Raw genomic sequence first — 15883 nt, forward strand, 5'->3', positions numbered from 1 at the left:
GTTTCAGTTTAGAAAGTAATGCTGGCTCCTACGCTGAACGTTCTGTTCATAGGATATTTATAACCGCCCTGGGAGTAGTTCCAGTCCGCTCCGCTGGCAACAGTACCCGGGTGCTCAGGATCACTGTTCTGTAATCCTGTGAATGTGGCCAGATTATAACTGTTGATATACGCACGCAGGTTTGTGATACCTACACGACTGAGCAGCTTTTTTGGAATTGTATAACCAAACTCCAGACTTTTTATCCTCATATAGGTAGCATCCTGTACTGCTTTGGTACCTTCCGCTGACGGTGATCCCATGGCAGGATATTTACCTGAGACCCATTCAGTATTCGGATCAAAAACATCTGCTCCCGGATCGGCAGTATGCCATCTGTCGAGGAACGGCGTCAGTGCACTACGGCCATACATCAGTGGTTCTGCCATCTGCTCTGCATATTGTACATAGAAATCAGTAGCGCCCTGCAGGAGCATATTAAAGTCAAATCCTTTCCATGCCGCACCAAGGGTGATACCAAAGTTGAACAATGGAATATCTCTGGTGGCAATGGGTGATTCATCCTTTCCGTCGATCACGCCATCATTGTTCCAATCGATGTAGTAATAATCGCCCGGTACAATTCCCTGATTACCGCCACCTGCATTGACATTATGATTATAGATCTGATCGTAGGAGGTAAATTGTCCGCCATACTGCTTACCCCACCAGATGTTTGTATAACGATCTGCCTGAGAATTCTTCCAGTTCTCATAAGAGTTACCCGCCTTCGTCTGCTGTACCGTACGCATCATTGTACGTGTAGATGCCGCATTTGCGGTAATATTATAACTGAAATCGCCCAATGTATTACGGTGTGTCAGTACGATTTCATACCCTCTGGTTCTGTCGCTGTTCAGGTTTTCCTGTGGTAAATTAGTACCCACAGTACCCGGCAATGTAGTCGTTCTGGTAGCCAATAAACCCGATCTGTTACGGATGAAATAATCCACCGAACCACCCAGCAATCCTTTCAACAGATCAAACTCCACACCGAGGTTCAGAGTTTTTGCCGTATACCATGTCAGATCAGGATTCACTACGCCTCGGGAAACCATCCCATTTACATAATTACCGCCAAAGAAATATCCCGGTGAAGGATAATTATACCCGGAGATGTATTGGAAGCCTGTCGCACTGTCATCTCCTGTTTTACCATAGGAAGCGCGGAGCTTCAGGTTATTCAGTATTGTCGGTGAAAGGATCGACTGTATAAACCGCTCTTCACTCAGTCTCCATCCCACTGATACTGCCGGAAAGAAACCCCATTGTGCACCCGGTTTGAACTTACTGGAACCGCCATAACGGAAACTGAAGTCAAACAGGTATTTGCTTTTGAAATCGTAGTTCAGTTTTCCCACTAGTCCTTTATTCACCGTCTCCCATAATCCGTTTCCATCCATATTACCTAACTGGTTGGTCTCATTACCTGCAAACAGGTAAGGCAATCCCAGTGAAAACTCCCTTTGTGCATAGAAGTTATCCGCGGTAGCATGGTTTTCTTCGTACAATAACAGTCCCGTTACATTATGTCTGGCGGCAAACTGACGGGTATAATTCAATGACAGCTGATACAATGAAGCGGTGTTATTACCATAAGTACGGTTCACCGTTGAAGGAGAATTAACCAGTGTCGGAATGTATTTGTCATTCTGGCGGTCATATTCATACAGGTTATAGGATTTTCTGACCATGGTATTGTCCACGATATTAAAACCGTAGTTATACATACCACGCGCCATCAGCCCCTGAATACCCGGTATATCATATTCCAGCGCCAGCTGTCCCTGAAAGTTCTTATTCTTAAAAGCCTGTGATCCTACAATATCAGCATTCGTCATCACTACCGGATTGGCATTATCCGGCTCCAGATGCGGATAAAGCGGATTGTTATTTGCGTAGATCTGGTCGGTTGGCAATTGGTTCCACGTATACTTGAACATTTCCCATACGCCCCTGCCACCCGGCTGATTCTTCGTATCTGTATAACCGGATAACAGCAATTGCGCACGCATCCTGTCATTGATCTTCGCGTTGATATTAGAACGGAAGTTCCAACGGTCATAATTCATATCATTGGTACGGAACAGACCATCCTGATTGAAATATCCGAGGTTGAAGAAATAGTTGGCCCTGTCATTTCCCCCGTTCACACTAAGGGTATGCTGTGTCTCAGGTGCAAATTCCCGCATGGTCGCCCCTACCCAATCTGATGAGTTTAAAGTACCGTTTTTATACAATTCCATATCTGCATCTGAGAAAGAAGGCGGCATCTGGTTATAGAAGTTGTTGCCGAAATCGCGTTTCTGCTTTTCGTTCTTCAGCATCATATACTGCAAAGCATCCACCCCTTGCGGTACATTCAGGAACTGCTGCCAGCTCTGATTCACTGCATACGTGATATCAAACTTCCCATTCGGATTACGGGAACCTTTCTTACTGGTCACCACGATCACCCCGTTTGCTGCCTGTACACCATAAATAGCCGCCGAGGCATCCTTCAGGATAGAAATACTCTCTATCTCATTCGGGTCCATTCTAGCCAGGTCACCGCCACCTCTGGGCACCCCGTCGATCACTACCAGTGGATTTCCCATCCCCCTGATATCAAAAACGTTGTCATAAGCCCCCGGCTCACTACTTTTTTGTACAACCCTGAGTCCGGGCAGTTTACCTGTCATCATGTTGATGACGTTTTCATTTTTGGTGGTAACCAGCTCACTGGCTTTGATCACCGAAACAGCACCTGTCACGGTCGCTTTCTTTTGGGTACTATATCCCGTGACAATCACCTGATTCAGGCCGGCAGTCGTCGCTGGCAACCGTATCAACAGATTACCGGAGCCGGTATAAGGGACTCTTATCTCCCGGTAACCTACAAGGCGGACATAGAGCGACAGTGTCTGTCCTTCCGGCGCTTTAACGGAAAAGCGCCCGTCTTTCCCTGAAATAGCCCCGGATTGCGTTCCGGCAATACCGATAGTCACCCCCTCCAGTACATTTCCGCTGGCGGAGTCAATTACCTGTCCGCTGATCGTTTTTGTCAATGCTGCCCCTTCGTTGTCTCGTTTTTGTGCTGTGGTTTGTCCCGGTCGGGATAAAATAATGGCGCCGATGAATAATAGCTGGAAGAACAGGATGTTTCCGCCCTTGCTTTTCATAACATGGACGCATGCGTCATACGTGGATCTTTTCATATTTGCGGCTTTGCTTTTGTCCTTTTAACAAGGAGGTCTGTAGAATTTTGGTTTCATAACTGGATTAAAGAGTTGTATGCTGATTCACTCATGACATAGATTCTTCTATTAGCGATCAAGGTGTAAGAAACTATCCGGGAGGTTAAAAAAGGTTTAACAAAAGGGTTAATGAGGGGATTAATGGCGGATTTTTTTTCAGATTTCTGAAAATTTTGTGACGGTTTAAGGGTGTGGGATACGCTTTATAGTTGGTTTAAGGTGTGGATTGGTGCGGATTGGTGTTGGGGTACGGCGTGCGGTTTCAGGATGGACCCCGGGCTGTGTTCTTTGATGCGGTATGGCTATGGGACGGTTGGGGTGTATTGGGCATTGGGGTACGGCGTGCGGTTTCAGGAGGGACCCCGGGCTGTGTTCTTTGAAGCGTTCTGGCTATGGGACGGTGGGGGTGTATTGGGCGTTGGGGAATGATTGAACATTTGGGGGGCTGTCAGCAACGCTTCAAACAACGAAGGCCCTTGGTCTCCTCCTGAAACCTGCTGCTGATCATGCCCTTCTATTAAGATGGAAGGTTTAAAAATTTCAGCCTGTTTGTATATGGTTTAAAGGCGTTTATTCCGGCTTATTTTGAGTTATGTAAACGATATCTCTAATTGTTCGTTGTCTTGAATCGGATCCTGAATCGGGTCTTAAATCGGGTTTAAATGCGCTTTTCAATTGTTTGCTTAAATCAAGTAAGTGAGCTGACACAAACGTTTTGCTGTGACTATTGGAGTGCTAATACGTTAATAATGTGTACATAATAACTATTTGCCTTAGTCAATAAGGTTGGTGCTTTTTCAAATTTTGTGTTCTTACTGTTTATCTCCTTAGTAGCCTGCTTCTATCTATAGTCAGACTATACTCATCTTACGCTAATGCTACGTTTAGAACGTAGCATTAGCGTAAGATGAGTATAGTCTGACTACGGAATAACAGAAGTAAATTGACTGAATACAAAATTAGTCTGATTGTATGCTTTCAGATAGCGGCGGTTTCAGGCAGGAGACGCTGGCCTTAGCTATCTGAAGTAGCCGATGCCTTACACCAAAGTTTAATAGCAGCCCAATGCCAACCAACTCACAGAAGCCCAATACGTAGTACCCTTCAGATAGCGTCAGCCAGTGGCCCCGCCTGAAACCAAAGCAGCAGCCCCCGGCTATCAGGACTCACGCCTTTATCACATCATTGAAAGTTTTATAAAACTCCTCTCCATAGATATCCCGATAGTCCTTGACGAACTTCTCATAAGTATTATTGGCCAGAGAATACCGCCGTAACATCACCAGACTTTTACACTTGAACTCCAGCGCCTCCTCATTTAAACGATCAAAAAAGAAGACCGCATTAGCCACCCGGATCACAAATTCAGGATCTTCAGACTCCTGCTTGAGATACGCCAAACTTATGTCAATAACCGCATTACTCACTTCCGCCTTGACATCATCCAACCAGTCGTATTCCGTCTTTGCAAGAAATGCACCTGATTCGACCACTTTCAGTAAAGATGTCATTAAAGACCGGTCAACAACTCCATGTGTCTTCGTCAGATGTACAAACTGCTCATAATCAAGAGAAAATTGTGCTTCATTGAACTGAAACTGCCAATACACCGATTTTTTATTGATCATGCAATTGCCAATCTTCTCGAGGATACTTTTCAGCTTTGCAAGGTTAACGGAACGGTTATTTTTAGCGTCTTTAGCTGATTTTCCAGTCCAAAGTATCTCGGTCAGTTCGTCCGAGGTGATACCCTGTCCGGTTCTGACAGTATAGATCAGGATGAGTAAAAGTAACTCCTTCATCAATGGAGTGAACAGGCCCGTCAGTTCGGTACCATCTTCGCTGAAAGCCTGAAACGGCCCAAACAGGCGGATAGACGAGCGGGCTGGCATCACTGCCTGAGACGGAATTGGTAAAGCTTCTTCAGATGGAACAGACTCCGCAGGTGGCAAGGGATCGGCTTCATCATCTATAACCGATAATGGTTCGGGCATGACGTCAACGAGGTCATTATCAGGTGTCTCTTCGGCTGTTGTAACAGCCGGAGTTAATGCAGCTGAATTACTTACGGTAATGGGTGGCGTAAGTAACTTAATTCGTTTTCTGCGGTACAACCACAGGACAAGTATACAGACGACCAGCAACAGTCCGATGAACAGCAACCATTTATAAAGAAATCCTTTTTGCGGTACAACTGCTGATGTTTCTATCGCCGGGTCTAATGGTGGAAAATCGATCGTATAGACTTTCACACTGGTCTCCCGCTGATGTAATTCCTGATCGGCATACAGCAGGGTGACTGCCACTAATTTACCGGCACCGGGAGCATAATAGAGATCAGCAAAAGACTGTACATCATAAAAAGAGTAAGGGATGGGCGTACCTGTCAGTTTATAGACCGGCTTGTCCAATGAGCCCTGCATCAGCTGCAATCTGGAATTGAAACTATCCTTGGGGAATACGAGTCCGTAGTATTGACGTCTTTTAGCGTCTATCACCAGACTGTTGGCAAATGTGAACCTGCCATACACAGAATCCATATTGAAACGCTTTGTAAATGTCTTCGAGCGGATGTCGAAGGCAAACAAATCATAGTACGCACCCGGATCCAGCATCTGATCGCCGGTCATACTGCCGTAGCCACCCACAATAAAAGCCGTATCACCGGTAATGTTGAGACCGAGTCCCGCCAGATAGCGGGGCGGAAAGAAATGCCCTCCTACAGATAGTGTATCCCAATGTCCATTACGTAGCTGATAACGTTGCACCTGATTCTTGTACTTCAGCTGACCATATCCACCGACAATATATAACGCGGTATCCAGAGGGGAAATGAACTTGTTGGCATGCCAGTATTCAGTCAGGATTGTATCCGGAAAGGTTTTATTCCATTGCGATGTGGAAGGATCATACGTAGCCAGTTTCCGGTGATCAATGTAGAAGTTATAAAAGCGATTGGTCAGTGTATCATAAATACCCTGACAACCAATCAGTATGTTTTCCTGTTTAGCACTCTTTGCTGTACGGGGATGCTGATTCTGCCGGAGATCATAGGTAACGACAGAGTCAATACCGGCAATTAATAATTGTTCATTCCTGCTGTCAAAACCGGTTACTGCATTACCGTTGAGTTGAAAAGCACCGATCATTTTCCAGTACTGATGACCCGGTTTCAGCCATACACCATTCTTGACACGGGCAGGCTCACGGGCACTGATATCGTAACAAAGGGTATCGGAGACCTCTTCCAGAGGCCAGTGATTGTGCAGGCGTTCATTGTCAAAGATCCGGATGTCCTTGAGACGCATGGGAGGAATATCACGGGTATGAAAACGTTCATCGTCATTGGCGCCGTAGAGGAAACGGAAACAATTACCTTTAAATGCAAAAGCAGTACTGCCGGCCTGACGATCGTTCAGGGAAAGCGATATCTGCTGTTTATTCAGGTCCAGTGTGATGGCCAGCCTGTTCCAGTCATTGTACAGTCTGTACGCATCTGCCGCAAAGGAGATGTTGAAGAATTTTTGTCCGGAGATAACCCGGAAAAGAGATGCCCGCTGATCATAGATCAGGTCAATATTCTGGTTTTCGTTAACAATACGAAGGATGTAACCAAAATAAATATGATTATAGGAAACAAAGTTCAGATCAAACTCCAGCCTTACTACGCCTGATAAACATATGGGCCTGCCACTACCAATTTCAAAGGATGTCCTTTTCTCGGCAACCGCTTCATGTCCGTTGAATGCCAGCCCATAGGATAAATAAGATTGTGCCCGTCCTATAGTACTAAAAATGAGTAACAAAAATATAGTAAGGAAAGATCGATACATACTTAAACAAAAAAACGATATTAAGTTGTATTGAGCAATCCCTGAACGCTTTTTTTTATTTGGTCCACTGGTTAGTAGACCACCAGAACAGCACCTTTCTCCTGAACAGGTTGCCCCAGAATATCAATTCCCTGCAACAACCACACATAAGCGCCGGTGTCTACTTTTTGCCCCGGAAGGTACCATCCCATCCTGCGCTGACATCTTTTGCGGTAAATACACAATTACCCCAACGATCCATTACGGTAAACAGACTATAGGATGCTACTCCTATTCCTTTGGGTCTGAAAATATCATTATGTCCATCGCCATTCGGGGAGAAGGCGGTAGGTGCGTATACTTTTACAGCGTCGATGATATCTACTTTAAAATAGGTCGTCGGACTTACACATTCACCGAACTGGTAGTTAATACCGAAACTGGTGCTACCGGTAATATCTTTTACGCTGAACTCTCCTGTTGTATTTGTTTCTGACCATTCTGTACCCGGACGGAACAGGTTATAATTACCCTGATGCAGATTGGTTACTTTGATATCGGCAGTCATGCCTTTCATGATCACCACATCTTTTACAGTGGGAGCCAGCAACAGGATGTCCACGGCATTCACCGGAAACGGATTACTGTAGACTACACAGCCGTAGGCATCGGTTACACGCAGTGTATAATCATACCCTCCGGGTAACGACTGTGCCTGCAGTGAGGTGGATATAACTGTGCTATCGGGATTGAGCCATGCATAAGACAAAGGTTCCTTTCCATTCACACCCAGACCGGCAATTGCACCAGATGTCATACTACAAACGTCATCAATAATGGACAGGTAAGTCGCATCTATACGGGGTAAATTTGGTGTTTTCAGGATAATCGTGGCTACCAGCTGCTCACATTGTTCAATGTCTTTCACGTATAGTCTGTAGATACCGTCTCCTGCATTTGTCAGGTCTTTTACGGTACTCACTTCCATATCGTTCATATCCAGCCAGCGGTAAGTGGCGGGTGTACCACCTGCAAGGATCATTCCGGTGACGCTACCATTATTCAGGTTACAAACCGGATTCCGGGTGTTTAAATCCGAAACAGTGATCAGATCAGGTTCATGCTGCGGTACATCGAAATCGGTGGTGACATTACAACCGTAGGCATTCGTGATCTCCAGCCGATAATTACCCGGTGCAAGATTCACCAGATCAAGACCAGTGCCAATCACATTGCCCGTGTCATCCAACCAACGCGTAATCTCTGCATTGGTAACCTGCAGACCTGTGATACTACCATCATTCACCGTACAGGATGCCTCTCTGATAGTAGCGGTATTACGGTCAATCAGGATCTCTCCCGGTGCGGTGATCACAAATGGTTGTGAGGGTCCTGCCGCCGGACAGCCAGATTGATCAGAAAAAGCAAGTGTATAGGTACCCGCAGGAATGTCAATCAACTGATCTGTAGTGCCTACGGTTTGTCCGGTAGCATTGGTCCAGACGTAGGTGATCGTGCCGGTACCATTTACTTTTAATCCGGTGATACTACCTGTCGGCTGACTACAAGCTGCGTTCTGCAACTGCACGGTGCTCAGATCGAGCACCGGTGCGTTGACAGCTCTTATTTCAAATGGTCCGCCGGTTGCGGTACAACCATTAATCGTGTCTGTAATGGTGATATAATAGTTGCCGGGGGCAAGGTTATTAATAGCAGGGCCGTTACCGACACTCACTGCCGGTGTATTGGCGTTGTACCAGTTGTATCTGAGATTAATACCCTGATACTGTATACCTGTAATACTGCCGTTATTCACGCCACATCTTGCAGGAATGAGTGTCATGGTGCCTGTCTGGATAACAGGGCTTATGTCTTTCACCTCGAAGAAGGGAGAATATTCGATACACTCCGGTTTGTTACATCCGGCGCCATACATCACCAGCCGGTATTTACCTGCGGGAACGTTCAGCAGAGATGTATCTGTACCTACAGTATTCCCGTTTTCATCTTCCCAATGAAAAGGCGTTGCATTGTATAAAATCTTATTGATAATACGTCCTGTACTCTCTCCACAGGCGGTATGTATAATGTTATCAGCAATATCGTCACTCCACACGGGATTACTATAATCCGATGTTGCGCCTGTTGCATCAGTGGCAGAGAAAATCACGCCATCACGACCCTTCAGTGCATAGGTCCATTTACCATCTGCACCGGCAAGGAATGTTTCAATATAATTACGGCCATCGCATTTACGTCCGTTACCGCACCTGTAAGGCACAAAGGCTTCCATTTTTGCGTTCGGAGTAGCAACGCCGGTGATAGTCGTCGCGTTGCAGGTCAGCACACGTACAAATGGCTTTGCTTTACCATCCGCAGGGTTCCAGTTCGACAACTGAATGCTATTGGCTGGTCCGGTAACGATTGAGGTGTTATTATTACAGAACATCTCATTCTGTGATATTGTAGCCTGATATGTGGAGACCACTACTACCGGCACGTCATAACAACCGGCAATGATGTTTTTATCTAATAGTGTACCACCAATTACGCCCTTCTGACAATCCATCAGGCGGATGCCGGAGGAACGTTGTCCGAGTACAGATACACCTGTAATTTCTGTTCCTATTTTGTTACGCTGAACCCTGAAAATTGCATTACGTAAACCATACAATCCCAGTCCGTATACACTCTGTCCTGCAATCAGGTTATCTGCCACCGTCACTATTCCATTGGTGTTACCGGAAATACCGATATACTCATCCCTGAAAAGATTGGATGCCGTAGCAGCAGTACCACTGACATCTGTACCGATTTTATTAAAAGTAGCCACTACATCTCCTGCATCCGCAGAAAAGCTGACACCATAAGTAGTACCGGCAATAATATTTCCAAGATCGGCTCTGGTACCGCCGAATGTGACACCATTGAGGTGGGTCACCAATACGGGCTGATAACAGGAATACGCGTCGGTAGCAATCACCCCGTCTTCGCGCATACCAATGATATTATTCTGTATTGTAAGATTACTGATCACCTTCGGATCTGTGTTCGGAGCTACGCCATAAATACCAAATTTAAACCCATAGATCACATTACCTTTACCGTTCCCGCCGATAATAATATTTGAACAGGTACCACTGATCTGAATACCATAGCTTTCGCCGGCTACACCAGCTGTTGCGATCACCAGACCATAAATTTCTACGTCAGAGGCATTGTCTATTCTCAGACCATAAAATGCAGCCAGATCATTATTACGCAGTAGCTGCACCCGCGCAGTACTGACACCATATACGGTGGAAGCCTGTGTGGAGGCATCTACTACAATGTTGCTGCTCAGCGCAGGAAGGTCACTGTTAATGACAATAACAGGCCTTGACGGTGCATTCACCGAAATATTAAAATAGATATAATCTTTCTCAGTTGTACCATTGCTGTTAGCTTTGGTAATTGCATCTCTTAGTGATCCGGGGCCGCTGTCCGCCTGCGTAGTGACAGTAAATATAGCTGCGCTGGCAGAGGAAAAAACACAAAAGAAAGATATGGTAATAAGCAGGAGTTTAACACCTGTAGGTTTCATATTTAATCAGTATTCGGGATATTTTGGCAGTTGATTTATGCTACCGGGCTGAAAAATACACATATTTATCAAGAATATAATATAAATCGGACAATTATTGTAAAGATTCTTGCAGCCAGACGGGCATTTCCGGACACAAGGACTTAACTATCATATGCTTGGGCAAACAGGAAATTTTGGCAGAAAATATTGGTCAACGAGCCTGTTTAAATAAAATAGCCGGATACAGAAGTATCCGGCCTGCTTTAACCACAGCGGGGATGAAATAAACTATTCCACCACCAGCTTCTTTGTGTCAATCTTTATATCAGAGATTGTCTTTACAAAATAAATACCCGATACAAGGTTGTCTGTAGCCAGCTGGATACGCTGCTCTCCTGCCGGAATCTGCTGACGGATGGTCTTCACCAGCACACCGTTTGCATTGTATATGGCAATCAATGCATTGACAGATGCCGGCAGACTATAATACAGCGTGGCCTGTTCTCTGGCCGGATTCGGATAGATACGCAGACCTGCTTTTACCACAGTTATCTTCGTTGTCTGCGGTGCTGCCTGTGCCAATCTTGCTGCAGATGTGGTCCCCCATCTGAACGTTTCCCAGCCACCAATAGTAGTACGGTTCCAGTTCATCGGTTGTGTACCATTTTCAGAACACATATACAATCCTTTCAGGCTTTGTAACGCAACGGTATTGCTGCTCAGGTTAATCCAGTTAAAACGGGTCGTGCTATCCAGCGTAGCACCTGTACAGAATACCGGGTTACCTGCTTTTACATACAGTCCGTTATTACCTTTGAGTGCAACCGTATTATTGCCTCCGTCTACTACTTCAAATTTCTCCCATGGACCTAATCCGGTACGGTTACAGTTCATCGCCTGTGTACCATTCTCTGAACATACCAGCAGAGTATCATGATACAGATAGATAATGCTGCCTACCGGTGCCGGAGAAGGATTTGTCACCGTTGTATCCTGTGCATCTTCAATGATGATATCATCAAAATATGCGGTAAAGGTGCCTGTCTGTGCCGCATTGTCGTAAGCAATACTGATACCGGTGATCTCATCTCCGATCAATTCCCCCTTCCCTATCTGGCAGGTAAATTTCGACCAGCTGCCGACAGTACCTCTTGTTACATTCGGATGCATCACGGCGCCATTATTGTCTTTATATGCACTCAGATTACGCAGTACTTTACCTGATCTGAATGTCAGATCAACTGATGTATTAAGTCCCTGTGTGTTAACGGTATATTTCCAGAAGCTCAGCTGCATATTGGCTTTCACGGCAATTTTTGTCTCTGCGATCTTGTAATAATAACTGGAAGTGCCATTCGCAGTACCATTGATTTTCACCGTGTACACACCACTTCTTGAAAACGCCGGTGTATTCTCAATCGCCACACTGGTGTTACTTACCCCTGCCGATGACAACAGGGCATTCTTATAAAAACATGCATCAACAGGCGATATTATATTTTGTGGTACCTCATTGATGATACAACTAGCCACTCTGCTTTCAAAACTGTTCCTGTAATAGACAGGTCCCAGTGAGTACGGGATGGGTACATCTGCCGGTGTGCCTGTACTTGTCAGCAAACGGGCTGCCTGTCCTGCCAGTCGCAGATAAAAGTCGGACGACGTCCATATACCATCCATCGATAAGGTTCCGAAGTACTGGTCGGTAGGAATATCGAAATAATCGACGGCTGAACTGATAATATTGGTGGATTCCTCAAACTCATCCAGCATAGCGAAGTACATAGATTTCACACCGACACTTTTAATATTGCGGGCCTGTTTCCACAGAAATTTTCCGCCCAGTCTGCGGGTATCATTAGGATAGCCGTGTACATGTTGTGACCACGCACTGCCCGGAAATATCACCGGATAGAAACCCATACCATTCTGATCACAATATTGCTTGTCAGGGATCAGGGATTCAGTACGGAAATTGTCTGCACCGGTTGTATCGTTATACACGCCTACTGTCCACGGTGAGATCATATTGTATGCCTTATATACATCTTCGAAATCGGTGCGGGATCCGCCATTGCGCAAACGCCAGTCTCTTGGTACACCTGCAATCACATAACAACCACGGTCTTTGAAGAACTGCGCGAGTTCCAGTGCCTGTAGTCTGTCAACCAGAATCGTGGAATATCCCAGTCCCCATAACTCAACGACCGGTTTTCCGTTGACTGTTGCATAAGCACCTGATTTTGTCAGTTCATAGATCTGTTCCATCTGGTATACCCAGTCGCGTTTAATACCCTCTACAAGATCAATTGAGTTAACTTCTCCATTATTCTGATCGGGCATACAGTACATTACATAAAACAACCTGCCGTTTGCTTCACAGGCATTTTTGATATTAACGTAGTAATCGTCTGTTGAAGTATATTTTATATTTCTGCCGACAGGTGCATTGCGTTGTATAGCAACACCATCAAACCCTGTGCGTTGCAGCAATGCCATCTGTACATCTATCACCCCTTTGTCTGTAGAATTATACAGTTTCGCAGGTTTACCATTTCCAAGATTGGCAAAATTGGTGGCATACATCGGAATGTTGGGATTATTCTCATAATCGGCGAGATTCGGGAATGTTTCCGTGTTGTGATTTCCTCTGCCTGCGGCAGGGACTTTATCATAAGACCAATGACTCCAGTCCTCCGGCTTAGGACCTGCTTCATGCCATAACTGGTAGCCGGCAAAAGATTTACCTACGAATTCCGAACCGGGATTGTTTGGTCTGGCAGGGATAGGTTCTGCAGATGGATTCAGTGACCCGACATAGAACGTAATGTCTTTGATATAGGTATCTTCTGATCCATAACCCAGACGGATATCACCACCGTAGCCCATGCTACCGTCCAGTCCTGCATCCTCCAGAAATACCAGACGGGTGATCCATTTACCGGTATTGGATTTCTTAAAATCGGCGCCACCCCAGTTACTGCCGGCACGGGTATAATTCAGCCATACGAAGTTCATACTGTTGTCGTAATAAGTAATCGACAGAATGACCTTTTTTGCGGTAGAGGGGACGGCTGCGCGGTCAGCACGGACATACATAAATTTTCCGGCAGGGATCTTTCTGCAGGGCACACCATCGACGGTTGCGATCTCTGTGTAGCCTTCACCTGCGGCATTTGTTTCCAGCCCCAGTGTAAGGCTGCCGGATTGTATAGGATTTGTGTATCTGATCCACGCGGATGCTGCCGGCAGGGTAATGTTACCTGCTTTTAATATGCACACCGATAGCAGGCATGCAAAGAGTAATAGAGAGTGTTTCATATATAGCTTTTAAGTGGGAAAAGACAGCAGACGTGAAGCGTTGACGGGTTTCATAGCAGCAATAGCTGACTGTCAACAGTACGGGTCAAGGGCACAGGTTTTCATTTCAGGTTTTTAAAGATGGTTCCGGAGGTAAATATACAATTCTAAAATAAAGAAGTGTTACTTCCTGTCAGGACATATTTCCTAATGCTGTATTTCTCTCAGATTTCAGATAAGCAATATAAGCCGGCAATGTATCTAAGGTAGGAAAATCCGACGCAGGCATACCTTCCGGTAGCTCTCTTACAATGTAGACATTGATATTTTCTGCGAATGATTTTTCTCCGAGAAGGCTTTGCAGCAAAATAAAAACTGCATCATCCAGATTCTCATTCTGCTTCAGATATTCATAGTCATCAATATGTACAACCACGTCAAGTTTTGCAGGATATTCCGGGTCTTCTACTGCGGAAAACCACATGTTTTCTGCGGATAATTCCAGGTCTGCATATTCTATGCGGGCACTTTCGGGATCAGCCTGTATCAGGGCGGTAAATTTCCAGCGTTCGAGTTCGGGGGCTTGTGTAACCAGATATTCTGCGTCATCAAAAAAAGCTTCATCACAATTGGCGGTGATGACCAGTTCGCCGCCATTCCATTCGTCAACACGCATTTCAAAAAACAAACTGGTACAATAAAGGTGGAGTTTCTCTGTCAGCTCATCAAACAGGACCACAATTTCATCCTGTTCCATTTCTCTGAAAAAGCGGAAATCGTCGTTTCTCTCTGTGAACCATTTCCAGAACTTGGCAGCGTCATTACTTCTAAGCATATTTCTCATTTTATAGCTACGGGTAGCCGGGGGTAACAATCTGTTTACTACCCGCAATTTAATTGTTTTTGTTATACGCGCCTTCTTCGTTTATCATGGTTATTCATTTTAGCGGACAGGTGTCCTGTAGATTACCTTTCATAAGGGTGACATGTTCTTTTTAAAAAGGCGCATGCAGCAGCTCATTCTATGCAGACCATGAGACGTGCCTGCACCCCTCATGGTCTGCATAGGTGAACAAATAATTATATCTTTATCCTGTATACAGTATAGGGAGAAGTACGTTTGTCAACGCCATTGTTGTATTCAGGCTGTTTCTGTATCTGCGAACAGCTGATGTAAAGATAACCGTCTGCAATAGAATAGCTATCCGGCCAGATCAATCTGTCATCTTTGACCAGTGTTGTCATCCGCAGCGCTGTATCCAGTTTAACGATCCGATATCCCTGCAGATCTCCCATATAGAGATTCCCTTTTTCGTCGAAGATCATTCCATCATTGTTGTGAAATGACCCAGATCTTCTACCTGAGCTGCCAGGTCTGTTTCCGTCATGTTCCAATTACGCAGATGTTCCGTTTTAATACGGTATAGTTTATCATCGGATAAGGGTTTATAATACAACCAGTTCCCATCAGGTGTTAACGCAATGCCATCAGAATTAAATTTTGCGGGCCTGCCATCTTTCATTAATTCCCGGCCGTCAATAATGACTTATAAGATGGATCCGAAATGGTTGAATAATGGCCTGCAAACACGGCGCATTTGTCCGTCACAAGATTTACCACGATGATACCTCCGCCCTTCGATTCAGTAAGATAGGCATATTGTCGCTCCACGTCAACACGACGTCATTGACGTAGGAAGTATCTGCCAGAATAGCAGTAAAAATAAGTACGGGCGATTGTATTTGACTGCTTATCCATTTTAACGAGCTTAGCACCATTTCCCTGAATCGTTTGCAATCGGGTGCTGCGGGATCGAGAATCCAGAGGGTGCCGGCCTTATCAAAATAAACAATTGTACACACACCCATTTATTCAGGCCGGGAAGACCATGATTCCATTCATTGGTTGATACATCGGGATAAGGTGTTTT

Annotated in this window: 7 protein-coding genes; all 7 read right to left on the bottom strand. The window is 45.2% G+C overall.

What is annotated here, in order from left to right; genetic code table 11:
* Positions 1-8: 8 nt before the first annotated feature.
* Positions 9-3236, bottom strand: coding sequence for a SusC/RagA family TonB-linked outer membrane protein (locus tag FEF09_RS23590; RefSeq protein ID WP_146307381.1), 3228 nt, complete (start codon positions 3234-3236; stop codon positions 9-11).
* A 1205-nt stretch (positions 3237-4441) separates the two neighbouring features.
* A complete protein-coding gene (locus FEF09_RS23595; protein WP_146307382.1) occupies positions 4442-7081 on the bottom strand; it encodes a hypothetical protein in 2640 nt (879 codons plus the stop codon).
* A gap of 187 nt (positions 7082-7268) precedes the next feature.
* Complete coding sequence (locus FEF09_RS23600) at positions 7269-10670, bottom strand: T9SS type B sorting domain-containing protein (protein WP_146307383.1); 3402 nt, start codon at positions 10668-10670, stop codon at positions 7269-7271.
* 270 nt (positions 10671-10940) lie between these two features.
* Entirely contained in the window at positions 10941-13973 is a 3033-nt protein-coding gene (locus FEF09_RS23605) for a T9SS type A sorting domain-containing protein (protein ID WP_146307384.1), read from the bottom strand.
* Between the two features lie 172 nt (positions 13974-14145).
* Positions 14146-14787, bottom strand: coding sequence for a hypothetical protein (locus FEF09_RS23610; protein ID WP_146307385.1), 642 nt, complete (start codon positions 14785-14787; stop codon positions 14146-14148).
* A 245-nt stretch (positions 14788-15032) separates the two neighbouring features.
* On the bottom strand, positions 15033-15278 hold the full coding sequence (locus FEF09_RS23615; protein ID WP_146307386.1) for a hypothetical protein: 246 nt from the start codon (positions 15276-15278) through the stop codon (positions 15033-15035).
* Complete coding sequence (locus FEF09_RS23620; protein ID WP_146307387.1) at positions 15275-15475, bottom strand: L-dopachrome tautomerase-related protein; 201 nt, start codon at positions 15473-15475, stop codon at positions 15275-15277. The genes FEF09_RS23615 and FEF09_RS23620 overlap by 4 nt, the downstream gene beginning before the upstream one ends.
* Between the last annotated feature and the right edge of the window lie 408 nt (positions 15476-15883).

The sequence above is a fragment of the Chitinophaga pinensis genome (assembly GCF_007896845.1).
GTDB lineage: Bacteria > Bacteroidota > Bacteroidia > Chitinophagales > Chitinophagaceae > Chitinophaga > Chitinophaga pinensis_C.